Source organism: Herminiimonas aquatilis (genome assembly GCF_042665175.1).
Lineage (GTDB): Bacteria > Pseudomonadota > Gammaproteobacteria > Burkholderiales > Burkholderiaceae_D > Oxalicibacterium > Oxalicibacterium aquatilis.
Map to the genome: position 1 here is coordinate 554,834 of NZ_JBHTCC010000001.1, position 23,290 is coordinate 578,123.

The window sequence follows — 23,290 nt, forward strand, 5'->3', positions numbered from 1 at the left end:
GTCCTCCTTTTTTATCTTTTGCTAGATTCGCCACGTTTATCGAATCAGGCTTTCACGCGCAGCCGAACTGATCGCAACAACGGCCGGATGCGTCAACTGTCGCTCTACCGAAATGGCATAGAACTGTTCCGTCACGATGGTCGTGCGACCAATTTCAGTCACACCGTACTGCTTCTTGATTTGTTCTGCGACCGCCGATGGTGCCGCGAATATCCCTTTGCCTGCTGCACCGAAGGCCTGCAGCAATGCACCATCGTCAAACTCACCGATAATTCGCGGACGCACTTTTTCTTTTTCAAACCAGCGTATCAAGCGCGGCCTGACTGCTGCATCTTCACCCGGCATCAGGAAGGGTGCGCCATCCAGACTTTTCGGAAAATTTTTCTCGTATTCTTTCGCCAGCTCATCCGTCGCAAAAAAGGTCACACCGCATTCACCCAGCAAATGGTTATAGCCGCGCACGTCGATATTCGCGGGCATCGGGCTATCGGCAATCACAATGTCCAGTCTGTGCACCGCCAGATCAGCCAGCAGGCTGGTCAGCTTGCCTTCGCGACAAACAATGCGCAGAGACTCGGGTAACTCCATTGCCGGCTCCAGCAATAGATAGGCGATTGCCTTGGGCACCGCATCAGCCACACCTACCCTGAACTGCAAAGGCCAGCCGCCCGGACGGAAGCGCAATACTTCCTGCAATTCTTCGCCCAGCGTGAAAATTTCATCCGCGTAACCCAGCACTACGCGTCCGGCATCATTGAGCTCCAGACGTCGTCCGACGCGGTTGAATAATTTGTAACCGAGCACATCTTCAAACAAGGTAATCTGACCACTGATGGTTTGCGGCGTCAGGTGCAAACGTTCACTGGCACGTCCGATGCCGCCCGATTTGGCCACCACCCAGAAATAGTGCAAATGCTTGTAATTCATTGTACTCATCACGCCTCTAAGCTCAGTTTTTACGAATGAAAAATTGATTATATTCGAATTTTCAATAGAATAAAAAGCGCGTAAATTTAACCTGCGTCATGCTGGAACACAAGAAAGAAAAGCAGGAAAACAGAACCGCAGACAAATTAATCTGTCTTATGTTTTGTGACCAGCATGATGGAAACACACACACTTAAGGAGTAGCAACCATGAATCCAGTTGACCAACTGCGCAGTTCCCCACGAACGACCGGTTTCTCGACGTCCGTGTTATCTACCAACAAGGTGATCCGCAACACATATTTATTGCTGTCCGTGACCTTGCTGTTCAGCGCAATCACGGCGGGTATCGCGATGGCCTTGAACCTGCCGCATCCGGGCCTGATCATCACGATGGTCGGCTATTTCGGACTGCTGTTTCTGACCAATAAATTCCGCAATCAGGGACTGGGTATTGCTTGCGTGTTCGGACTGACCGGCTTCATGGGTTACACCATTGGACCTTTGCTGAACATGTATCTTGGCTTGCCTAACGGTGGACAGACCGTGATGATGGCTTTCGGTGCCACCGCAGCAATCTTTGTTGCACTGTCGGCCTACGCCCTCACCAGCCGCAAAAACTTCAGCTACATGGGTGGCTTTTTGACGGCAGGCATTCTGGTTGCCTTCCTGGCTTCGCTGGGTGCTTACTTCTTCCAGATCCAGGCCTTGTCGCTGGCAGTATCAGCCGCCTTCGTCTTGCTGATGTCGGGTCTGATTCTGTACGAAACCAGTGAAATCATCCACGGTGGCGAAACCAACTACGTGATGGCAACCGTCACCCTGTTCGTGGCGATCTTCAATCTGTTCATCAGCCTGTTGCAGTTGCTCGGTGTCGTGAATAGCAACGACTAATCATTTTCCTTGCTTCCTGTTTTTACGATGTTCTGAGTAACAAGGCGCGCCATCTACGGATGGCGCGTCTACTTTAAGGCATACACATGAAATGTCCGATTTGTTCTGATATGCACTTGATCATGTCCGATCGGCATGACATTGAAATCGACTATTGCCCGCAGTGTCGTGGCGTCTGGCTGGATCGTGGCGAACTCGAAAAATTGATCGATCGCTCAGCCACGGCATTGACCACTGAGATCCCACCGCGCCATCGTGGCGAACGCAAACACGCGGAACAGGAAAAACTGCATGGCTACAACAAGGAAGGTTATGGCCAGAAGAGTAAAAAAGATTTGATAGGCGAATTATTCGATTTCTGAAGCACACGTATCGACAGCAGGTTTTCATTTAAAAATCCAGGCCGGTCGCACGCTCTATAGATCGCAGCCGCTCCCTTTTCCCTTCCCGGTTTCCATTTCTTGTCCGCTCCCCCCGCCGTTTTAAACAGTAATTAATCGCCTCATCCACAGAAACACCCTCGACAGCGGCTTCTTTTTCACGCTTTTATCGCCCAGCCTTCGCCATTTTTCCAGAAAATTTTGGAAAGCAAAGCTTGCACGAATGCTTTAAAGTAGCGGACGTCTGGCCGCAGGTGCCGCTTGTTCTGTACTCAATAAGCAGACATGGAATCGAAAAGTAAGGGAAAAATCAAATGAATACTGCAAAAGATGCACTCGAACGTTTGCGGGAAGGGAACCGTCGCTTCGTCGCCGACATCCGCAATGATGACAACACATCCACCCGCGCACGTCGCAAAGAAGTCGCGGACGGGCAAGAGCCGTTTGCCATCATTCTCGGCTGTTCAGACTCGCGTGTACCGGCTGAAATGGTCTTCGATCAAGGTCTCGGTGACCTGTTCGTGATTCGCGTTGCCGGCAATATTGTCGCGCCCTCGCAAGTCGGCAGTGTTGAATTCGCAGCGGCGCAGTTCAAAACGAAATTAGTGGTCGTTCTTGGGCATTCGAAATGCGGCGCAATTGTGGCCACATTAGAGGAATTGAAACGCCCGACAGAAAACCAATCGCGCAACCTTAAATCGATCGTCGACCGTATCCGTCCATCGGTAGAGACTCTACTCGAAACAGATTTGAAACATGACCACGATGCCTTGGTACATCAATCGATACGTGCGAATATTCGTGCCTCTGCCAATCACTTGCGCCACGGATCAGAGTTACTCGAAAACCTGATACAAAATGAAGGCTTGGTGGTCGTCGGTGCAGAGTACTCACTGGAAACCGGTGCGGTCGAATTCTTCGACGGCATGCCCGCTTAGCATTGATGAAAAAGCCGGCCTTGATCATGGCCGGCTTTTTACAAATACTCCAGATACTTGCGCATGAGCGGCACGCTCGCTGCTGCTTGTTTCTGCAATCAATATTCCAGGCTCAGCGTCAGCGAGCCGAAACTCTGCGTATCTTTCTGCTGGCGAAATTCCTTGCTGCGCCAGTACTGTGCATAGGTGATTTTTCCGCCTGCCCATTGCCACGCAATACCGGCTGACACATCACCGACAAAATATTCTTTCGCCACACTATGGCTGTCTGAAAACGTATTTCCATCCAGGAAAATATTGTGTGCGACAGCACGTGCATCGACCGCCACAAAGGTATGGATACCACCGCCGGATATACGACGCGTGGCGTGGAGTGGCAAGGGCGCATTGCTGTCGCTCGCAGGCCGGATAGGTGAGGTGCCAAAATCATCCGGCAAATAACTACCTATACGCATCTCCAGACCGGCATTCAGATAAGTCTTCACATTCCCCACACTGAAGCCGTAATGCGTGATCGCGTCGATCTTCGGAGCATCCGGCCGTGAGATAACCAGCACCTTGTTTTTTCTCTCCTTCACAAACTGGATGCCCAATTCATTATTGAGTTGGTTGTCCCAGCCGTTAAAGCGATCAATACCGCGCCAGTCGTGGATCGTATTCTGTGATTGGCGCGCCAGCGATGCAGGGCCTACCATACCGATATCTATCTCGACGGTATCCATCTCCCTTGCATTGCGTGCGTTGTAGGCAAACCCGAGATATAGCCAGCCTGCATAAGGCCTGTCATCTTTAATCAAATCGCTGCGGGTGTTATCGGTAGGCGTATACATCGACTGACCAAAACTGACGACCATATTACGGGTTTCGAATGCACCTGGCTGCAAAGTCTGAGAAAACCGATTCAACTGACGCACCCATTTCGGCAGGCAGGGATCATGTATGTAATCTGCCAGATTGGCCGATACCCACGACAATTTGATGCCGTTCGTATAATTATTATCGGTACCGGCAAACAGATCGTTTTCGTAATAGAGATTGAATACTTCGGGATAATTTTTCAGCTCTCGAACGCCAGGCACTGCAGCACATGTTGCTTCGATAGGCTGCTTATCCAGCTCGCCCTTCAACTCACCGGCCTGCTCTTCGGCCAAGGCCCCGGCACCGAACATCAGGCAAGACAGAGATATAGAAAGGTGCAGCGATTTTTTGACGAAGGAACGAGCTATATGCATGGGGCGGGCTTTACAATCATTTTTATATTATGGATAGAACGCAAACAGGACTGTACTGTCCACTCCCTGACTCAGTGCGCAATCTTGTTTTTGCTTTGGCTCTACTTTGCTTATCGGCACACTAATTTCAGTTTATACAAACATCTATGCGCTAGCGTACATAAGCAATAATAATGCCGCTTGGCGTTGTTCCTTTTGCACGCTTCATCAGATCACACCATTTTTCAGGATAACCAGATGAAATATCGTCATTCATTGATCGCACTGCTTGCTGTATGCGTACTTGCCAGCGGTTGTGCGAAAAAACTCAAACCGGACAATTTGCCCGCTCTTTCCGGCACTGTTACCGGCAGCGTCACCTATCGTGAACGGATAGCGTTGCCGCCGGATGCGAAAATCATCGTCAACCTGGAAGATGTCACACGTTCAGGAAAAAGCGGCAGCTTTATCGCCCAGCAAACTATCCGTGCCACCACACAGGTCCCGATCCCATTCAACCTGCGCTATATCCCGGAGGCGATAGACCGCAGCCACCGCTATGCAATCAGCGCCTCGATACTGGATAGTCAGGACGGCGTGATATGGACGTCGGAAGAACCGGTCCCAGTCGCCTTCAACCAGCCGGAAAAACCGATCGCCATCTTGCTGCAGCGTGCCATTAATCCGAATGCCGTCGCGCCGCCCGCTGCCAACAGCGGCATGGCCTACAAATGTGATGAGGTCGAATTCATTGCCAAGTTCGGCAACGATAAAGTGCAGATTTTGCTGGCCGGAAGAACCCTAGTATTGCCGCACGTTGTTTCAGGTTCTGGCGCGCGTTATAGCGATGGCAGCAATACCTTCTGGAGCAAGGGCAACGAGGCTTTACTGGAAATCAATGGCGTCAGCTACAAAGGCTGCAAAACCGATCCGCTGCCGGCAAAATAAGGTGAAGCATGCTTCAGTTGCGTTGCCATGCAAGTAAGCGATTATTCGCCGGTAACGCATGGTCGGCCTGCATGACAAAGCCATGTCGGCCCGCTAGTTGCTGCATCGCTTCGATATCCCGTATGCCCATATGCGCTGCTTGCGCGCGCAGGCTTGCATCGAATTGCGCATTACCGGGACTGGTGAATTGTCCGTTGTAGTTGAAGGGGCCATACACGCACAATTTACCGCCGGCTGGCAGAATGCGTGACGCACCGGCAAACATCCGCTCGACTTCGCTCCACGCCATGATGTGACATGTGTTCGCCGTAAATACGGCATCGATGCCTTTATCAAGCAAGTCCGTTTCCCAGTCGACTTTCGACATATCCACAACGATCGGCGACAACACATTTGTCAATTCGGCCTCTTGCAACCACGCCTGAATGCTTGGATGGCTTTGTGGCAGATCGCCAGTTTGCCAGATCAATTGCGACAGTGCCGCGCCAAAGAAAACGGCGTGCTGGCCGGTGCCACTGCCTATTTCGAGGACATGTTTGCGATCAGAAAATACTTTGCGCAAAGTTGCAAGTATCGGCTCACGATTACGCTCGCAGGCGGACGAAAATTGTTTATTGGCTGAAAAATTCATGGATGACTTTCTTGCGGCAAGACTGGATGAACTATGAGGGGATTAACTATTACTGCATGAACGGCAGGCAGCAAGCTGGTTTGCCACACGCCGCTGCGCTGCAGGCAAAACCGTCTTTTCTCAAGCGCACTCAAACGTTTCATGGCGTATTCAGCCTTGGACGCAGTTGAACGGTCCGGATATTCAACAATCGCCAGCAAGCGTCGGGGTGGATGCGAACGCGTGTAGCGAGCGCCCTTCCCTTTCTGATGTGCGACGTAGCGTGCGTGTACGTCGACGGCGATGCCGGTGTAGATGCTGCCATCCTTGCATTCGATCAAATAAAGAAACCAGGTCATGCTCAATCAACTTTCAGGCTGAAGCTTTTTTCTCTATCAATTCACTTGTCTGGTTTCGCTATACTGCGAGGACATCACCTTACCCGAATGCACCGCAAATGAAAAACGTGATCGCTGCCCATCTCCGCCCTCTGCCTGCTATCCGTGCGTTCTTTGTGTGCGGCCTTACATTGCTGCTGATTGCCGTCAGCAATTTCTCGACTGCAGCGGAACCGGTACTGGAACTGGCCTTCAGCAAACAAAAACAGAAACTGGCGCGCATGGATCTGTTGCGCCATCCGGATGTACGCACGATCACGATTCCCGCCGATGTCAGCTACAAAAACAAAATGGAATACCGCGCCGTGCCGCTGAAATCGATACTGCGCAATCTGCATGGCATCAGCACCGTGCAATTCAAGTCAGACGATGGCTTTGTCGCCAACATCCCGACTGAACTCTTGTCTGGCGCATCCGAACCCTGGCTTGCCATCGAGCCGGCTAATGCGCCATGGCCGGAACTCAAACCCGGCGGCCGCAGCGCAGGCGTATTTTATCTGGTCTGGATAGCGCCTGAAAAAAGCAATATCACGCCGGAATTATGGCCTTATCAAATTGCCGTCATCAGTGAAGTCGCCGCCTTGCCAGAACGCTATCCAGAAATTCTTCCCGACGCCTCTTTGAAAAAAGACAGCGCAGAATATCGCGGCATGCAAGCGTACGTTACGCATTGCGCGAGTTGCCACCAGCTTAATGGCGGTGGCGATGCAAAGTTGGGACCGGACTTGAATGTGCCATTCAATCCGACTGAATACTTCCAGGCAGATTTCTTGCGCAAATACATACGCGATCCGGCCGCCGTGCGTCACTGGCCGCAATTAACGATGCCGGGATTTTCGCCCACTGTGATGGATGATGCGCAGCTGGATGACTTGCTTGCTTACTTGCGCCACATGGCGCAACGCAAATTAATACCTGTCGATGGGAAAAACTGAGTCGTTTTCTTCGCTCGGCGATCTTTCTACGATGCGGATGGCGTTGCCGGCGCTTCGTCGGTAAAGAAGCGCGTTTGCATTTCTTCCAGACCCAACGTTTGTAGCACTTCCTGCAGGCGTTCACTCGGACGCTTGCGCGGCAGATCCTTGTAGGTGGCGATAATCAATTCATTCTTCATGGAATGCTCCCAACCCACGAGTTCAGTCACATTGACTTGATATCCGTGCGCTTCAAGCTGCAGGCAACGCAAGACATTGGTGACTTGACTGCCGAATTCACGCGTATGGAGTGGATGACGCCAGATTTCGGTCAATGCATTCTTTGCCAGCGTCTTGCCCTTGTTCTTTTTCAGGACCGATGCGACTTCAGCCTGACAACACGGCACCAGCACGATGAACTTGGCCTGTTTCTCCAAGGCGAAATGAATCGCATCGTCGGTTGCGGTGTTGCATGCATGCAGTGCAGTGACCACGTCGATTTTCTTCGGCAGCAAATCGGATGTGATCGACTCGGCAACCGATAGATTGAGGAATGACATGCCGGGGAAATCCAGTTTCTTCGCAAGCGCCTCGGATTTCTGCACCAGTTCGTCGCGCGTTTCTATGCCGTAAATGCGTGACTGATCCTTGCGCTCCTTGAAGAACAAGTCGTACAGGATGAAGCCCAGATAGGATTTACCGGCACCGTGATCGGCCAGCGCAATATCGGGATGATCTTTTTGAATTTCCTGCAGCAAGGGTTCAATGAACTGGTACAGGTGATAGACCTGCTTGAGCTTGCGGCGGCTATCCTGATTCAGCTTGCCGTCTCGCGTCAGGATATGCAGCTCTTTCAGCAACTCGATGGACTGGCCGGGACGGATATCATGCATTTGCTGGGTAGGTTCGTTCTTGCTGTTGGGGCTCATGATGCTAACTTTGATGATCGGATGTGCCGCTCACTATAGGGACTTTGTCCCACTACGGCAATACCGGTTGCGGCAACCATCGTTGCAGGGGCCAACACCTTGCAAGACCACGCCACAAATAAACGATCAACTGCAAATACTGATAAGCTAGCAGACTGGCTCCGGCAATGGTATTGAATCGCATTGATACTATGAGCTCCATTTTTTTCGCTGTAGATAAATCATCTGCATTCTGTCCTGCAACGCGCCTCACGCCTCACGTTTCTGTCCTTTAAATATAGTGTCGAAAAGAATTATCTTTTACATCAATCAGAAATGGCTAACCAGGTCTATTGCGACGCTGCTCTTCATGCTGTGCACCTGCATGCTGCCGATGCTGGCGCAGGCAGCAGTACCCACTTATAGAGTGGCGATTGATGGTGCAGGAGGACTCACATCCTTCCTGAACGATAACCTCGAAGTCAGCCGCCGCCAGTCTTCTAGTGAATTAAGTGAAGATGAGATGCAGCGACTGGTCGGCATCGCACCTAACCAGATTCGTTCTCTTCTGGCAACGGAAGGCTATTTTTCTTCTGCCGTCAGACATGAGCTTGATCGCGAATCGACGCCCTGGGTGGCACGCTTTACGGTGATACTCGGCCCGCGCACTCTGGTTGAATCGGTCGACATCAGATTCACGGGCGATATCGCTGAGTCGCATCCCCAGCGCGCCGAACGCCTGAAGCGACTATGGCTGCTACAGGCTGGCGGCATCTTCCAGCAAAAAGCGTGGGATGACGCCAAAAGCAGTCTACTGAAAGCGTTGCTGATACGCGATTATCCCGCTGCTGCAATCATTGACAGCGAAGCACGTATCGACCCGAGTACCAGCAGTGCGGTGCTGACACTGGAAGTCGACTCCGGCCCCGCCTTCACATTTGGCGACGTCCAAATCGAAGGTTTGCAGCGCTATGACCGCAGCATGATTGATGACTTGAATCCGATCAAACCGGGTGAACCCTACTCGCAGGAAAAGCTCAATGAACTGCAGGCGCGCCTGCAAAACACCGGCTATTTCAAATCGGTCTTTGCTACCGTTGATGTGGACCCCGCCAAACCGCTCTCTGTACCGATACGGCTGGACCTGACCGAGAATGAACGCAAACGCCTTTCGCTAGGCGTGGGATTTTCAACCGACTCTGGCGCACGCGGCCAGATCAAATGGCTGGATCGCAACTTCCTGGATCGCAACTGGCGACTGGAATCCGCCCTGCGACTCGATCGCGACACGCGCGTGCTCGGCTCCGATGTCTATCTGCAACCCCTCAGCAATGGTTGGCGGCCCAGCGTAGGCGCGCATTATGAATACACCAACAGCGCTGGTGAAATCAACAACAAGGTCCTGACCAGCGCGCGCCTGACCAGCCCCGATACCAATGATGAAAAAGTCTGGGCCCTATCCTTCTTCGCCGATCGGCAACGCATAGGGGATGATTTTTCCAATAATCGCGAAGCGCTGATAGGTTCATTCATCTATACACGGCGACGCGTAAACAATTTGATCCTGCCGTCGCGCGGCTATGTCGCCTCGATCGAACTAGGTGCCGGACCGGCTGGTCTGATCAACAAAAAGAGTCTGGCGCGCGTGGTCGGGCGCGCCACCTATCTTTCTCCCTATTACGACAAGCGCTGGCAGGCGGTATTGCGAGCTCAGGTGGGACAGGTATTCGGTGCCGACCGCACTACCGTACCTGGCGATTTGCTGTTTCGCACCGGTGGCGACCAAACCGTGCGCGGCTATAGTTACAACACGCTAGGCGTGTCGCAGAACGGTGCCATCGTTGGCGGCACCGTCACTGCCGTGGTCAGCGCCGAACTGGTCTATCGCATCACGCCGGAATGGGGTGCTGCCCTGTTTACCGATGCCGGTAATGCCGCCGATTCGTGGAGCGACTTCAAGCTGAAACAAGGTAGCGGCGTCGGTGCACGCTGGCGCAGTCCTATCGGCCAAGTCAATCTCGATCTTGCTTACGGTCACGAAACCAAAGAACCGCGTCTTCATTTTTCCATCGGCTATGGCTTCTGACGATACGAAAAATCCGCCGTCAGGCGCAGAAAAAAACAGCCGCCGCGCACGCCGTCTGTGGATGCCAGTATGCGCTGCAGTGTTGCTGGTATTGATTGCGGCATCGGCGTGGATAACGTCCAGCGAACGCGGCGCACGCACGCTACTCACCTTCGTGTCCAATATGTCTGGTGGCATGGTGCAAGCGGATGGTGTGAACGGCCAACTCAACGAGACCTTGCTTATCCAGCGTCTGACCCTGACGCTAAAAAATCAAACCATCGTGCTGGACGATCTTGCACTGGAGCTCCAACTTGCACAACTACTCAAGGGAAAACTGCATGTCACTTCTTTATTGATAGGCAAACTTGGCATCGTCAGCAAGATAGATCAAAGCAAAGACGCATCGATACTTCCAGAAAGCATCAGCCTGCCTCTGCGTGTACAGGTCGATAGCGTGCAAGTTGCCGGTGGTGAAATCGCATGGGGCCCGCTCAACGTCATCACACTCGGTGCGTTCGCATTTAATATGGATTTCGATGGTCAGCGTTATCTGTTGAATCTCGATCGCTTCAGCGCGCGCTCACGTTCCGCTGGCAATACATTTTCTGGCGATCTCAACGGCAAGGCCACACTATCCGTCACCAAACCTTATCCATTGCAGGCAACGCTTTCCACCGATAGCGAAACCACGTTGGGCGCACGCACCATAGCCGCAAAAGGCCGACTGGATTTGCAAGGGTCGTTGGCCGATCTGATCGCTAACATCGACGTACGTATAGACCAAGCCAGCGTAAGTGGACAAGCTGCGCTTCATCCTTTCGGTGAACAAGCGCTGGGCCAAACTACCATCACCGCGCGTCGTCTCGATCTTGCTTTGCTGGTAGAAGGTTTGCCGACGACAGCATTGGATATCGATTTGAATGCGGATGCAGATGGCAAGGGTAGCCTTAAAGTTAACAACGCTGCGGCAGGTTTGTACAACGATGCACGCCTGCCTTTGCATCGTCTGGATGTCGATTTTTCGCAGCGCGATGGCAGCTTCGCTTTCAATCGTATCGTGGCTGCATTAGGCAGCAAGCAAAGTCCAGCGGGAACGATTGAAGGCAGAGGCAGCTTTGCAAACGGTGCACTGCTGATGGCTTTAAGCACCAAGGCGCTGGATCTGAAAAAAATCGATCAACGCGCACGCACCAGTAACCTCGCAGGTAGCCTCGACATCAAACATGCCGATGGCAAGCAAGATTTCACACTCGCCTTGCGCGAGCCACGCAAAAATAATCCTTTGATACTGAATGCGCACGCCAGCATTGCAGATAATGCGGCAATCATAGACAAGGCCGAACTACGCGCAGGTAGCAGCGCAATCGATCTATCGGCAAAATTCGCGCTGTCTGGTAACCAGGCCTTCGACATCAAAGGGGTAATCCGCTCATTCAATCCAAGTGACCTCGGCAATTTTTCACAACTTCCAGCCTTGCATTTGAATGGAGAATTTTCCGCCAATGGCAAACGTCAACCAACGCTGGAAGCCGACGCGTCCTTCCGCATAGACAAAAGCAAACTAGCAGGCAATCCATTAATCGGCGAAGGTCAATTGCAATTACGTGCAGATACTTTGCTGGTACCAAAGCTATCGCTGGTCGCTGGTAGCAATCGCGTGTCGGCAAATGGCAAGCTTGCGGAAAAAGATTCGCGCATTATTTTCAAGGTCGATGCGCCGGCGATGGAACAGTTAGGCAGTGGCTTTGGCGGCGCCTTGCAAGTCAATGGCGAAATACGCGGCAGCATGCAGCAGCCAGTCGTCACGGCAAACTGGAGCGGCAAGCGCATCCGTGCGCCCGGCCCTACGCAAATCGCAGACACGCAAGGCAAGTTCGAGCTCGCACTCAATCGCAAACCTGATGCTGCATTCATCAACACCTTGAATCTCGATGGTGAAGCACAGGGTTTGAATACCGGTTCGCAACAATTGAAAAAGCTCACAGCACGTACGCAGTTCGGCGCGCAAAACAATGCGCCATTAAGTATCGAGATAAATGGTGAAGGCATCAGTGGCAAGCAGCTAGTTGCAGAAAATTTCCGCATCAATGTAACCGGCACCAGCGCACAACATTTGCTGACTGCATCGCTGCTTGAGCAAGATCAGAATTGGTCAATGACGGCAGCGGGCGGCTTGCAAAACATGGCACGCGATCCTGGCTGGCAGGGAACCATCAACACGCTGGAAGCCAAAGGAAAATTGAATATCAAACTTGCTGCGCCGGCGCCTTTGCAAGTGTCGCAGCGCCAAGTGCAACTGGATCAGTTCCGTCTCGCATTTGGCAATGGTTTGATCGCGATCGAACAATTTGTACGCAACCAACGTGGCGTAAGTACGCGTGGCCGTATTGAGAAACTGCCGGTCGCTGAGCTGCTGCGCTATGTCAAACCAGAAGCCCCTTTCAATACGGATTTGACGCTAGGAGGCGAATGGAATCTTCAGCTCGGCGATCGCGTCGACGGCAGTTTTTCTGTACGCCGCGAAAATGGTGATATCGCCATCCTCAGTAATGCGCCGGTCAAACTCGGACTGTCGACTCTGGTGATAGGCGGCACTGCAGACAAGGGCCGTGTCGCGCTGAGCTTGCAAGCTGACGGCAGCCAGGTCGGAAATATAGCCGGCAGTTTGAATACTGTAATCGGCGGTGGCAAGGGTCGTTTTTCCATCGCACCAAGCGCGCCCTTCAACGGCAGCGCGCGCATCAACACGCCAACACTCGCCTGGCTCGGTCCGCTGGTTTCGCCGACGCTGGTCACGGAAGGAAATTTACGCGGTGACATTGCGTTAAGTGGCACCTTCATCAAGCCGCGATTTTCCGGAAAAATCGCAGCCGATCAATTGCGCCTGCTATTCACCGATACCGGCGTCGATCTCAAACAAGGTGTGCTGCGCAGCGAGTTCCGCGGTGATCAACTGGTCATCAGCCAGCTCGCCTTCCAGAATGGTGGTGGCACCCTGTCGATTACCGGCCCGCTTAGCATGGTGCGCGAACAGCTGGCGCTGGAACTCGCTGTCCAGGCAACGCGCTATACGCTTATCGATAGATCAGATCGCAAACTCGTGATCAGCGGCGACGCCATCGTCGGCTGGCGTGAAGGTGGCGCCAAGGCAAATGGAAAATTCGTAGTGGATTCCGGCCTGTTCGATATCGGCTCATCCGACACCCCGCAATTATCGGATGATGTGGTGATCGTCGGACAGAGCGACAAACCAGGGGCCAAGATAGCCATCGCACTCGATCTGGCGATTGATCTCGGCAAAGGCGTTCGTGTGCAGGGGCGCGGCTTGAATGCCATGCTGGTGGGCGACATCCGTTTGCTCGCAAGTGCCAACGACGCCTTGCGGGCGCAAGGTACGTTGCGCGTCGCCTCCGGCACCTTCAAGGCATACGGCCGGGAACTGGCAATTGAACAAGGGCTGCTGCGTTTCAGCGGACCGCTGAATAATCCGGCCCTCGATATACTCGCGATGCGGCGCGGACAGGAAGTCGAAGCGGGTGTCTCGGTGCGCGGCACCGTGCTCGCACCGCGCATTACCCTCGTGTCCGAACCGACTGTGGCCGATGCCGACAAGCTCTCGTGGCTGGTCTTGGGGCGCGGGCTGTCCGGCGCTGGCGACAGCGATATCACGGCATTGCAGAGTGCTGCCAGTTCGCTGCTCACGCAAGGCGCTGCGGCCGGCCTCCAATCGCAAATCGCCACTGCTTTCGGCCTCGACGACTTTAGCATCGGTACCGATGGCAGCAACCTTCAGGAACGCATCGTCACGCTCGGCAAAAAGATTTCTGCACGCCTTTACGTCAGCTACAAGCAAAGCCTGGAAAGTGCCGGTAGCGTCCTGTTGCTGCGCTACACCTTGACGCCGCGCCTGACCTTGGAAGCAGAAGCAGGAACCAGCAGTGCCTTGTCGCTACTTTACAATTTTGCATTCGATTAAATCAGCTGCGACGTTTATCGCATGCAACTGATTTGCGCATGCATGGTCAGATACCAAACTGGCATACAGCAGCATGCGCTATCCTTAACGAGGTAACGCTAAATCGTCGACTATGGGCGAACGCTGTGATCCGTTTTTAAAAATGACATAACAATATTGGAGAGGCCGATGCCGACTACCAGGAAGGATCTCGATCAAAATATCTCAGCTTCCCCTTCTGCTTCCAGGCGCAGCCCTGCTGCGCGACACCGGATAGTCGTGGTCGGCGGTGGTGCAGGCGGCCTGGAACTGGTGACGGAACTCGGCAACAAGCTGGGCAAGGACGGCAAGGTCAGCGTCACACTGGTGGATCGGGCATCAACCCATATCTGGAAGCCGCTGCTGCATGAAGTTGCTGCCGGCAGCATGGATGCAAATACCCATCAACTCGAATATGCGGCGCAGGCGCGCTGGCATCGTTTCGTGTTTCAGCAAGGAGAACTGCTGGCGCTAGATCGCAATCGCAAGGTCATTACTATTTCCAGTCTGCTGGATGAGGAAGGGATGGAGCTCTTGCCGCAACGCGAGATTGCCTACGACACCTTGATCCTCGCGATAGGCAGTATTACCAATTTCTTTAACGTGCCCGGCGCAGAAAAAAATGCGATCGCGGTCGATACCCTGAGCCAGGCAGAGCACTTTCGCCGACGCATGATCGGCTTGTGCATGCGCGCTGAACACGCGATCGATACGCATGGCGATCAGGCGCATCCCAAACTCAATGTAGCCATCATCGGCGCTGGCGCAACCGGCGTCGAACTATCTGCCGAATTGCGCAATACGGCCGAGGTGCTGGGCGCCTATGGACTGCATCATCTCGATCCGCTGCGTGATATACGCATTACCGTGATCGAGGCTGGCCCGCGCATTTTGTCTGGCCTGCCAGAACCAATATCGATCAAGACTAAGGGCCTGCTGAATAAATTAGGCATCGATGTCATGACCGATGCGAAGGTATCGGAAGTCCAGGCACATGCTGTCGTATTCGCAAACGGCAACAGCATCCCGGCTGACCTGACAGTCTGGGCGGCCGGTATACGCGCGCCGGCAATTCTCGCCGAACTGGGCTTGCCGGTAAACCGTCTGGGCCAAATCATCGTGCAACGCACTCTGCAAACCGAAATCGACGCAGATATTTTTGCCTTCGGTGATTGCGCCGCCTGTCCCTGGCCGGAGAAAGACAGCACGGTACCGCCGCGCGCACAGGCCGCTCACCAGCAGGCAAGTTTTCTTTTTCAGGCCTTGAAGAAGCGAATGGATGGACAGGCGTTGCCGCAATTCGAATATCGCGATCTTGGTTCGCTGGTATCGCTGGGACGTTTTGATGCAGTCGGTAATTTGATGGGGCCTTTGATAGGCAGCACACTTTTTATCGAAGGTATCATGGCGCGCTTGCTATACATATCCCTGTATCGCATGCATCTGGTCGCGCTGCATGGCTATGTGCGTACGGCTGCCGACACGCTCGGACATTGGCTGCAACGCAAGACGTCGCCACGCGTCAAACTTCATTAGCAACATTGCATTGGAAACAAGGCATCAGAAAAAAGTGCGCGACTTTTTTCTGAAACTGCTGCTACACTTTCCGCAGTCAATTTTATAAAACGGTATCTCCGTTCTGCATCTCCTTTAATGAATAAAGCCTTTTCGCTGCGAAGCTCCACAATGCATAACCTGCATCAGAGCATTGCAAAACCGGATAACACTTGCCATAGAGCATGTGAACTGCCCGGGACAATCCGCGAACGAAGCTGATAGAACACTCCGGGCACCATGCTGCAATGTCACCAGAAGTGGCCAGACAGCCTGCATCAACAATATGCGTTATCAATTACGTGAAACGCTTTATTTTTAAATTGCCAGGAACAACATGACGTCACATAGTTTTTTCCCGAATATGCCGCACGCACTGAATGTGCTGACCGCAACCGGCCTGCTGCTGATAGCCGGCGTGCTCGGTGCGCGCCTGCTGCGTCGCGTATTTCCCCAAGTGCCTGCCATCACCGCCTATGTGTTAACCGGGCTCCTGATAGGGCCATCGGTACTGAACCTGATAGACGTTGCGCTCCTGAGCGAAATCAGTCTGCTGGTTGATCTGGCACTAGGGCTGGTTTTGTTTGAATTGGGTCGCCGCGTTGATTACAAATGGCTGCTGCGTGAAAAAGGTTTGCTGATCACCGGCGTCGCACTCAGCACCACGACCTTCATCGCCCTGTTCATCCTGCTCACGCAATTCGGCGTCACCAAACTGGTAGCCAGCATGGTCGCCGCACTCGGCATGGCAACCTCGCCCGCAGTGATTCTGAATGTGGTGCGCGAGGTCAAGGCAGAAGGCCAGTTGACCGAACGCATGTTGAACATTGTCGTCATCGGCAACGCTCTCGCCTTTATCGTGTTCTCCATGGGGCTGGCTGCGGTACACGTTGAATATGAAGCCGGCTGGGAAAGTTACATCCTGCATCCTTTGTACTTGTTGCTGGGCTCTGCCGCACTGGGCTGGATCATCAGTCGCTTGCTGGTATGGATAGGTCAATGGCTGGGGCGCGATAGTCAGGCTCAACTGATACTGGTGCTGGCACTGATTGCAAGTACGGTCGGGCTCGCCGTCATGCTGAATCTGTCAGCCCTGATTGCACTGCTGGTATTCGGCATTGCCAGTCGCAGCTATGATCCACGTTATGCGATTGTGGAACCCGATCTCAGCCAGTTCAGCGGTTTGTTCTACGTGGCGCTGTTTGTCTTTGCCGGCGCTAAGCTGGAATTATCGCACCTGCTTGATCTGTGGCCTGTCGTGCTGGCTTTCATCGCATTGCGCCTGTTGATTGCCATCGGCATGACGACCGGATTGGCACGCCTGAATGGCATTGCACTACGCAAGGGGGCACTACTGGGAATCGGTTTGGTGCCGCTGTCCGGCTTCAACATCATCATGGTGCAGCATGCAGTCGGCTACTATCCGCAATTCGGCGCGCAACTTACCGCACTGGTGGTTTCGATACTCGTCATTCTCGAATTGCTCGGCCCGATTTGTACCCGCTATGCGCTGGTCGCATCAGGCGAAGCCAAGAACTGATCAAGGAAATCTTTATGCTGGAATTCAATAACTCGACACCGCTGACCATGGGTGTCGAACTCGAACTGCAAATTGTCAATCGACGTGATTACAATCTGACCCGCGGTTCTGACGACCTGCTGCAGATCATCAACAAGACCGAACACGGCTACGACATCAAGCCAGAAATCACCGAGAGCATGATCGAGATCGCTACCTCGGTGCACATCGATCATCACGAAATGCTGACCGAGCTCACTGCCATGCGCACCTTACTGGTCGCGGCAGCCGACAAGCTCAATCTCGGCCTCGCCGGCGGCGGCGCGCATCCCTTCCAGCACTGGGAAGATCAACGCATCTATCCGACTGACAGGTATCGTCTGGTGTCCGAGTTATACGGCTATCTGGCCAAGCAATTCACCGTCTACGGCCAGCATATTCACATCGGCTGCCCGAGCGGCGATGAAGCGATTCGCCTTGCCCATCTGCTGGCACGCACGATGCCGCATTTCATTACACTGTCCGCTTCTTCGCCGTTTTATCAAGGAGTGGACACTACGTTCCAGTCATCACGACTGACCAGCATCAATGCCTTCCCGTTGAGCGGCACCATGCCGTTTGTCAATGACTGGGAGGCGTTCAACGCCTACTTCGACAAGATGTCGCGCTTGGGTATCGTCGCCAGCATGAAGGATTTTTACTGGGACATTCGCCCCAAACCGGAATACGGCACCGTGGAGATTCGTGTCTGCGATACGCCGCTGGCGATCGAGACGGCGGTAGCTCTGGGCGCTTATGCGCAAACCCTCAGCAAATACTTTTTTGCACAACGTGATCTGCAACCGACAGCAGATACAGCACTGACGTATTCGTACAACCGTTTCCAGGCTTGCCGCTTCGGATTGAATGGTGCGTTGATCAATCCGATTACCGGCAAGCAGTCGTCCATCAAGGACGATATCCTGCAAACCTTTGACATGCTGAAGGACGTTGCTGAAGAAATGGGCACCGACGATGCCATCGAATTGTTACGCCATCGTGTGCTTTCCGGCCAATCCGATGCGGACTGGCTGCGTGCCAGTTATGAAAAAAGCGGCTCCTTGAGCGACGTCGTACGACAACAAAGCGCAGTTTGGATGGCTCGGTAGCGAACTCGCCCGTAGGAATCGGGCGTGCTGCTCCGGGCTTAGTGCAAGCTGCAGACCTTACGCTCACCATCCTGACGCGAATTTTGTAAGAGGATTCCCACAAGCGAATCGGAAAATCGCCGATTCTGCAAAGTTTGCCCTTCCTGCACAATCGACTCTGTAAAACTTGCAATATGTTTTCACAGAGGAGAAACCAATGTCCAACGGATTGAATACAGACGGCTTCGCTGTCGGCATGCCGGCACTAAATACAAAAGACTTCACAAAAGAATTCGCTGTCCTGCCCGCTGGCGCACAAGCTGTCGGCACGTCCTATAAAAATGACCATCGTTGCGGCAATCTGTATGGCGCATCGGAAAACATGCAGCATCTGTTCACAATGATAGGCAAGGTCGCACCGACCAATGCCAATGTATTGATCGTGGGTGAAAGCGGTACCGGCAAAGAACTGGTCGCGAATGTCATTCATCAAAAAAGCAAGGAAAGCAGCAAGCCCTTTGTCGCGTTAAATTGCGGTGCCGTATCGCCGCAATTGATAGAGGCAGAATTGTTCGGTTCCGAGCGCGGCAGTTTTACCGGCTCCGTCCGCATGCAAAAAGGCTGCTTTGAACGCGCCGACGGCGGCACGCTATTTCTCGATGAAGTGACAGAAATGTCGCTCGACATGCAAGTCAAATTGTTGCGCGTCCTCGAAACCAATCGTTTCTACCGGATAGGTGCCGATGAAGAAACCGAAGTCAAGGTGCGCGTCGTAGCGGCGACCAATCGTGATCCACTGGAAGCGGTTGCGAACGGCACTTTGCGCAGCGACCTCTTCTATCGCCTGGCGGTATTCCCTATCCATGTGCCTACGCTGCGTGAACGCGGTGAAGACATACGCTTGCTGGCCAATCTCTTCCTCGCGCAATTGAACGAAGAAGAAGGCAATAACAAACATTTTTCAAAAGCGTCTTATCGACTTTTGAATGAATACAGCTGGCCGGGCAATGTCCGTGAACTGAAAAATATTGTGCACCGCAGCTATATTCTTGCGGATCAGGAACTCGACATCAAACTGAGCGTCAATCCTGCACGAGCAAACACTAGCGAGCAGGCTGAAGATTGCGTCACCGTACAATTGGGAAGCAAGCTGGCCGATGCAGAGCAAAGATTGATTTGTGCGACCTTGGGCCATTGTGGCGGGAATAAAACGCTGACGGCGGAGGTGTTAGGCGTGAGTCTTAAAACACTTTACAATCGCCTCAATGAATATCAGGCAAAGCTTTTTTTACCTGATGCCATCAACAACCGCACGCATCACTATGGCTTGCAGGCTCGTAACTAGCACTCAACTGAAAAACGCGTATTCATCATGGTAAAAATTCTCGTAGTTGACGATCATGCAGTGGTCCGAGCAGGTGTGCAGTATTTCATTGCACAAGTGCCGGACATGAGCATCGAGGGCGAGGCAGCAACTGCACAGGAAGCGATTCGTCTGGTGCGCGCGCAGGATTGGGACATCGTTTTACTTGATATCAATATGCCGGACAAAAGCGGCGTGGAAGTATTGAAGCAAATCAAACGCGAAAAACCGGATCTGCCTGTACTGATTCTGAGCATGCATCCGGAAAGCCGTTATGCGGTGCAGATTCTGCGCAGCGGAGCCAGCGGTTATGTGCAAAAAGAAGCGCTCGCCGAAGAACTTGTTACCGCTATTCAAACCATTCTGCGCGGCCATAAATACATCAGTCATACCGTCGCAGAATTATTAACGACAGAAGTAGATGCCAATGCGGAAAAACCGCTGCACGAAACCCTGTCGAAACGCGAATATGAAATTTTCTATAAATTATGTCAGGGTCACGGTGTCACCAAGATCGCCGATGAACTCTGCTTAAGCGTAAAGACCGTCAGTACCTACCGAGCGCGCGTTTTGCAGAAGATGAATATGGAAAACAACGCCGGCATTATTTACTACGCCATCAAGCAAAATCTGATCGATTAATTATTTCAGGACCGGAACGAAATGTCTTTCGATAGTGCAGTTATCAGTAGTAAAAGCGATTCTTATATGAATGAAGCGAAAAATACTACGACGGGTGGAAGTTGCCAGCCTTTGCGCATCTTCCTGGTAGAAGATTCCATCGATGTGCGTGATCTGATGATCGAAAATCTGGCAATGATCCCCGGCGTTGTTGTGGCGGGGGTATCGGAATCAGAAACTGATGCTTTGAATCAGTTGAATTCGATCGCCTGCGATATCCTGATCGTCGATATCCAACTCAAAAAAGGGAATGGCATCAATCTGCTGCGCCAGTTATCCGGAAAACGGGATTACGACCCGCTAAAAATCATCTGCAGCAATAATGCGACTGAAGTATTTCGTCGGGTCGGCCGTCAATATGGTGTCAACCACTTCTTTGACAAAACGTCAGAATTCCCGCAATTGTTTGAATTAGTCAGAGAGTTGAGCCTCGCACACGTTGAATGCCGCAGTCAAGACTGAGCTTTTGATAAAGCCCTAGCTGCATTGACACATGAATGTTCATTGCCGAGTTTAGCCAAAAACCACTGATTCTTTGGCAACTGCAGAGCCAGCTCTGCAACAGAAAATCCAGCTATCTATGCGATATAGGCAACTGAAGTCGATAGCCGACAGACTCTACTCGCAAAAATAATATCAGTCGTTTTCTTCCAGCATATTCTCATCCGACACTTCTGTATTTTCCGGTGTTTTGGGAATCGTAATAATAATCGTGGTGCCCTTTCCTTCTGCACCGTTGACTCTGACGCTCCCACCTAAATAAGCGACCCTTTCGCGCATGCCGCGCAAACCATGGGTAACCAAACCACCTGGATTGACGGCGGGAATGCCGATACCGTTATCGCGTACGGTCAATACGATTTCATCATCGACATCGTCCAGCACCACATCAACGTGGGTCGCCTTGGCATGCTTGGCAATATTGTTCAATGCCTCCTGCACAATACGGAACAAGGCAATATCGACGCGTGGTGCATACCCCAACTGGTCGTCCGGAAGATTAACGTTGCAAACAACACCGGTATATTTTTCAAATTCAGCAGCCTGTTCAGCAATCGCAATCTTGACGCCAAACACATCCAGCTTGTCTGGCCGCAAACCGTTTTGAATGCGCCGAGTGGCGTCTGTGATGGAGCTAAGCAAAGCCTTGATCTTGATTGAGCGCTCGGTAAATTTCGGTTCCGGCGGCATCTGCTGAAAGATAAGAGACAGATGCATGTTCAGCGCCGTCAGTGCCGCGCCAAGATCGTCGTGTAATTCGCGCGCGATCGAACGCTTCTCTTCTTCGCGTGTCGTTTCCAGATGGCCGATCAGCTCACTCACTTCAAAAGTACGCGCGGCAACCAATGCCTCCAGCTGTGTTTCATGTGCCTTCAGCGCATCTTCAATCCGTTTGCGTTCGGTAATGTCGGTACTGATACCGACCAGCCCCATAATCTGCCCCTGATCATCCAGCCATGGGGCTTTGGTTGAATGCATGGTGCGGATACCGGATGCATAACGCGTAGTCGTTTCGAAGGTCATAGGTTTGCCTTGCAAAATCACACTTCGATCCTCTTCCGTTACACGTGCCGCATCACCTTTATCAAGATACAACTCACCGCTACGAAAACCGATCACCTGCTCGCGCTCCTTGCCAAGCAAGCGCAATTTGGCAGGGTTTGCAAAAATGATTCGTCCATTGAGGTCTTTGACAAATATGGCGTCCGGCGTGTTGTCGCTAACCGCGCGCAATAAAGCATTGCTTTCCGCGAGTGCTGCTTCCCCGATTTGACGATCTTCGTATTCCCGATTTAATAGTCCTGCCGTACGACAAAACATGATGAACAACAGTGTGCCGCTCAGCATGATCAGTAACGGCGATGCCTTGTCGGCACTATAGAAATTATTTTGTACGCCCCATTTGATTGCAAAATCGAGAATCACCAGCATCAACAGGCTGTTGGGCAACAGGCGCCGAAGAATGGGGCCACCCGGTGATTTGCTGTTCCAGAGACGCATCAAACGATGTGAAGGACGCGCAGACAATATGCCCAGCCCCAGTACTATGAAGGTAACCGATATGAAGGGTAGCAACGTGCGCGCAGCGTCGGCAATGCCCACCGACATGACGTTGTATAGCTGCCCCACCAACGGTATGCCCATCATGCCTATGAGGATGAAAGCGACATACTCGGATGGGTAATGTCCGCCAGAAGTTCGATAGTCCAACAACAATAGACTCGAACCCACGAATACGAAGCCAAGCGCTGCGGGCGGCGAACTGTACAACATGAATTTTTCCTGCACACCCAAGCTTGCAAACAGTGTTTCGATGCCTACGTCAATGTCGAGAAAATATCGCGTCAGTGACAGTATCCCGACCGCAATAACAGCCAGTGCCAGTAACGACGCAGTCGCCTTCAATCCAGTTCTGAGCACGCCATTTGCGACGTGGATGGAACGAAATGCGAGTGTTAACGCAGCCAGGATGAAAACGATGGCACTAGGCGTCCTTATCGGTACGATATCCGACAGGCGGTAATCCAGAATCCAGAAATCTTGCGATGCGTTATAGATTGCAACGATACCAACCATCAGGATAAAAGCCGAGGCGATGAGCGGCGCGACCAGAAAGGTAAAGAATTTGCGATGTTCCGCTGATTGAAACATGTTTGCTCCGCTGCAAATGAGGAAACAGGACACCAAGGTATTGTTCCTGTTCCGGATAACACATGCCTGACTCTATTGATGCTGTTCTGGCGCCGTTGTATGACGATTCTGTTGGGAGATTTTTACAGATTTGGAAGGGCAGCAATCTGCATATTATTCAGAGCGCACAAACCAGAATGCCGTCCTGAAATGTTGTTACCTTTAC

The 23,290-nt window shown here is 52.5% G+C and carries 19 protein-coding genes; 13 read left to right on the forward strand and 6 right to left on the reverse strand.

Going from position 1 to position 23,290, the window contains the following annotated elements; translation table 11 throughout:
* Positions 1-36: 36 nt before the first annotated feature.
* Positions 37-936, reverse strand: a complete 900-nt coding sequence (nhaR, locus tag ACFQO0_RS02475) for a transcriptional activator NhaR (protein WP_382232460.1) — start codon at positions 934-936, stop codon at positions 37-39.
* Between the two features lie 200 nt (positions 937-1,136).
* Between nhaR and ACFQO0_RS02480 the strand changes: the two genes are divergently transcribed.
* From ACFQO0_RS02480 to ACFQO0_RS02490, 3 genes are all read left to right on the forward strand, one after another.
* On the forward strand, positions 1,137-1,820 hold the full coding sequence (locus ACFQO0_RS02480) for a Bax inhibitor-1/YccA family protein (RefSeq protein WP_382232461.1): 684 nt from the start codon (positions 1,137-1,139) through the stop codon (positions 1,818-1,820).
* Between the two features lie 122 nt (positions 1,821-1,942).
* Positions 1,943-2,182: a TFIIB-type zinc ribbon-containing protein gene (locus ACFQO0_RS02485; RefSeq protein ID WP_382232462.1), complete on the forward strand. Its 240-nt coding sequence runs from the start codon at positions 1,943-1,945 to the stop codon at positions 2,180-2,182.
* A 332-nt stretch (positions 2,183-2,514) separates the two neighbouring features.
* The gene (locus ACFQO0_RS02490; protein ID WP_382232463.1) at positions 2,515-3,138 is read left to right on the forward strand and encodes a carbonic anhydrase; all 624 of its coding nucleotides are present in this window, start codon (positions 2,515-2,517) and stop codon (positions 3,136-3,138) included.
* Between the two features lie 98 nt (positions 3,139-3,236).
* On the opposite strand, the gene ACFQO0_RS02495 is transcribed toward ACFQO0_RS02490, so the two are convergent.
* The gene (locus tag ACFQO0_RS02495; RefSeq protein ID WP_382232464.1) at positions 3,237-4,370 is read right to left on the reverse strand and encodes a lipid A deacylase LpxR family protein; all 1,134 of its coding nucleotides are present in this window, start codon (positions 4,368-4,370) and stop codon (positions 3,237-3,239) included.
* A gap of 237 nt (positions 4,371-4,607) precedes the next feature.
* On the opposite strand from ACFQO0_RS02495, the gene ACFQO0_RS02500 reads away from it, so the two are divergent.
* Complete coding sequence (locus ACFQO0_RS02500; RefSeq protein WP_382232465.1) at positions 4,608-5,297, forward strand: YbaY family lipoprotein; 690 nt, start codon at positions 4,608-4,610, stop codon at positions 5,295-5,297.
* A 13-nt stretch (positions 5,298-5,310) separates the two neighbouring features.
* Here ACFQO0_RS02500 and ACFQO0_RS02505 read toward each other — a convergent pair whose 3' ends face one another.
* Positions 5,311-5,928 carry a DUF938 domain-containing protein gene (locus ACFQO0_RS02505; RefSeq protein WP_382232466.1) on the reverse strand — a complete coding sequence of 206 codons (618 nt, stop codon included), beginning with the start codon at positions 5,926-5,928 and terminating at the stop codon, positions 5,311-5,313.
* The gene (locus tag ACFQO0_RS02510) at positions 5,925-6,266 is read right to left on the reverse strand and encodes a GIY-YIG nuclease family protein (RefSeq protein ID WP_382232467.1); all 342 of its coding nucleotides are present in this window, start codon (positions 6,264-6,266) and stop codon (positions 5,925-5,927) included. Before ACFQO0_RS02510 ends, ACFQO0_RS02505 begins: the two co-directional genes overlap by 4 nt.
* A gap of 98 nt (positions 6,267-6,364) precedes the next feature.
* Between ACFQO0_RS02510 and ACFQO0_RS02515 the strand changes: the two genes are divergently transcribed.
* Positions 6,365-7,240, forward strand: coding sequence for a c-type cytochrome (locus ACFQO0_RS02515; protein WP_382232468.1), 876 nt, complete (start codon positions 6,365-6,367; stop codon positions 7,238-7,240).
* A 26-nt stretch (positions 7,241-7,266) separates the two neighbouring features.
* Here the strand turns inward: ACFQO0_RS02515 and ACFQO0_RS02520 are convergent, their stop codons facing one another.
* The gene (locus tag ACFQO0_RS02520) at positions 7,267-8,148 is read right to left on the reverse strand and encodes a class I SAM-dependent methyltransferase (RefSeq protein WP_382232469.1); all 882 of its coding nucleotides are present in this window, start codon (positions 8,146-8,148) and stop codon (positions 7,267-7,269) included.
* Positions 8,149-8,497: 349 nt separating this feature from the next.
* Between ACFQO0_RS02520 and ACFQO0_RS02525 the strand changes: the two genes are divergently transcribed.
* The 8 genes from ACFQO0_RS02525 (at position 8,498) to ACFQO0_RS02560 (ending at position 20,895) form a co-directional block, all read left to right on the forward strand.
* The gene (locus ACFQO0_RS02525) at positions 8,498-10,213 is read left to right on the forward strand and encodes an autotransporter assembly complex protein TamA (RefSeq protein ID WP_382232470.1); all 1,716 of its coding nucleotides are present in this window, start codon (positions 8,498-8,500) and stop codon (positions 10,211-10,213) included.
* Complete coding sequence (locus ACFQO0_RS02530; protein WP_382232471.1) at positions 10,203-14,171, forward strand: translocation/assembly module TamB domain-containing protein; 3,969 nt, start codon at positions 10,203-10,205, stop codon at positions 14,169-14,171. The genes ACFQO0_RS02525 and ACFQO0_RS02530 overlap by 11 nt, the downstream gene beginning before the upstream one ends.
* A 168-nt stretch (positions 14,172-14,339) precedes the next feature.
* Complete coding sequence (locus tag ACFQO0_RS02535) at positions 14,340-15,725, forward strand: NAD(P)/FAD-dependent oxidoreductase (protein ID WP_382232472.1); 1,386 nt, start codon at positions 14,340-14,342, stop codon at positions 15,723-15,725.
* Positions 15,726-16,080: 355 nt separating this feature from the next.
* Positions 16,081-17,283: a cation:proton antiporter gene (locus tag ACFQO0_RS02540; protein ID WP_382232473.1), complete on the forward strand. Its 1,203-nt coding sequence runs from the start codon at positions 16,081-16,083 to the stop codon at positions 17,281-17,283.
* Positions 17,284-17,297: 14 nt separating this feature from the next.
* The gene (locus tag ACFQO0_RS02545) at positions 17,298-18,410 is read left to right on the forward strand and encodes a YbdK family carboxylate-amine ligase (RefSeq protein WP_382232474.1); all 1,113 of its coding nucleotides are present in this window, start codon (positions 17,298-17,300) and stop codon (positions 18,408-18,410) included.
* A gap of 196 nt (positions 18,411-18,606) precedes the next feature.
* On the forward strand, positions 18,607-19,734 hold the full coding sequence (locus ACFQO0_RS02550) for a sigma-54 interaction domain-containing protein (protein ID WP_382232475.1): 1,128 nt from the start codon (positions 18,607-18,609) through the stop codon (positions 19,732-19,734).
* Between the two features lie 27 nt (positions 19,735-19,761).
* On the forward strand, positions 19,762-20,394 hold the full coding sequence (locus ACFQO0_RS02555; protein WP_382232476.1) for a response regulator: 633 nt from the start codon (positions 19,762-19,764) through the stop codon (positions 20,392-20,394).
* Positions 20,395-20,460: 66 nt separating this feature from the next.
* On the forward strand, positions 20,461-20,895 hold the full coding sequence (locus tag ACFQO0_RS02560; protein ID WP_382232477.1) for a response regulator: 435 nt from the start codon (positions 20,461-20,463) through the stop codon (positions 20,893-20,895).
* Between the two features lie 174 nt (positions 20,896-21,069).
* On the opposite strand, the gene ACFQO0_RS02565 is transcribed toward ACFQO0_RS02560, so the two are convergent.
* Positions 21,070-23,085 (reverse strand): PAS domain-containing sensor histidine kinase, encoded by a 2,016-nt coding sequence (locus ACFQO0_RS02565; protein ID WP_382232478.1) that lies wholly within the window; start codon positions 23,083-23,085, stop codon positions 21,070-21,072.
* Between the last annotated feature and the right edge of the window lie 205 nt (positions 23,086-23,290).

Coding starts and splice junctions, on each gene's coding strand:
- ACFQO0_RS02560 (WP_382232477.1), top strand. CDS start 20,461: ATGAATGAAGCGAAAAATACTACGACGGGTGGAAGTTGCCAGCCTTTG.
- ACFQO0_RS02550 (WP_382232475.1), top strand. CDS start 18,607: ATGTCCAACGGATTGAATACAGACGGCTTCGCTGTCGGCATGCCGGCA.
- ACFQO0_RS02540 (WP_382232473.1), top strand. CDS start 16,081: ATGACGTCACATAGTTTTTTCCCGAATATGCCGCACGCACTGAATGTG.
- ACFQO0_RS02510 (WP_382232467.1), bottom strand. CDS start 6,266: ATGACCTGGTTTCTTTATTTGATCGAATGCAAGGATGGCAGCATCTAC.
- ACFQO0_RS02565 (WP_382232478.1), bottom strand. CDS start 23,085: ATGTTTCAATCAGCGGAACATCGCAAATTCTTTACCTTTCTGGTCGCG.
- ACFQO0_RS02515 (WP_382232468.1), top strand. CDS start 6,365: ATGAAAAACGTGATCGCTGCCCATCTCCGCCCTCTGCCTGCTATCCGT.
- ACFQO0_RS02535 (WP_382232472.1), top strand. CDS start 14,340: ATGCCGACTACCAGGAAGGATCTCGATCAAAATATCTCAGCTTCCCCT.
- ACFQO0_RS02525 (WP_382232470.1), top strand. CDS start 8,498: ATGCTGTGCACCTGCATGCTGCCGATGCTGGCGCAGGCAGCAGTACCC.
- ACFQO0_RS02500 (WP_382232465.1), top strand. CDS start 4,608: ATGAAATATCGTCATTCATTGATCGCACTGCTTGCTGTATGCGTACTT.
- ACFQO0_RS02480 (WP_382232461.1), top strand. CDS start 1,137: ATGAATCCAGTTGACCAACTGCGCAGTTCCCCACGAACGACCGGTTTC.
- ACFQO0_RS02545 (WP_382232474.1), top strand. CDS start 17,298: ATGCTGGAATTCAATAACTCGACACCGCTGACCATGGGTGTCGAACTC.
- ACFQO0_RS02485 (WP_382232462.1), top strand. CDS start 1,943: ATGTCCGATCGGCATGACATTGAAATCGACTATTGCCCGCAGTGTCGT.
- ACFQO0_RS02505 (WP_382232466.1), bottom strand. CDS start 5,928: ATGAATTTTTCAGCCAATAAACAATTTTCGTCCGCCTGCGAGCGTAAT.
- ACFQO0_RS02555 (WP_382232476.1), top strand. CDS start 19,762: ATGGTAAAAATTCTCGTAGTTGACGATCATGCAGTGGTCCGAGCAGGT.
- ACFQO0_RS02530 (WP_382232471.1), top strand. CDS start 10,203: ATGGCTTCTGACGATACGAAAAATCCGCCGTCAGGCGCAGAAAAAAAC.
- nhaR (WP_382232460.1), bottom strand. CDS start 936: ATGAGTACAATGAATTACAAGCATTTGCACTATTTCTGGGTGGTGGCC.
- ACFQO0_RS02495 (WP_382232464.1), bottom strand. CDS start 4,370: ATGCATATAGCTCGTTCCTTCGTCAAAAAATCGCTGCACCTTTCTATA.
- ACFQO0_RS02520 (WP_382232469.1), bottom strand. CDS start 8,148: ATGAGCCCCAACAGCAAGAACGAACCTACCCAGCAAATGCATGATATC.
- ACFQO0_RS02490 (WP_382232463.1), top strand. CDS start 2,515: ATGAATACTGCAAAAGATGCACTCGAACGTTTGCGGGAAGGGAACCGT.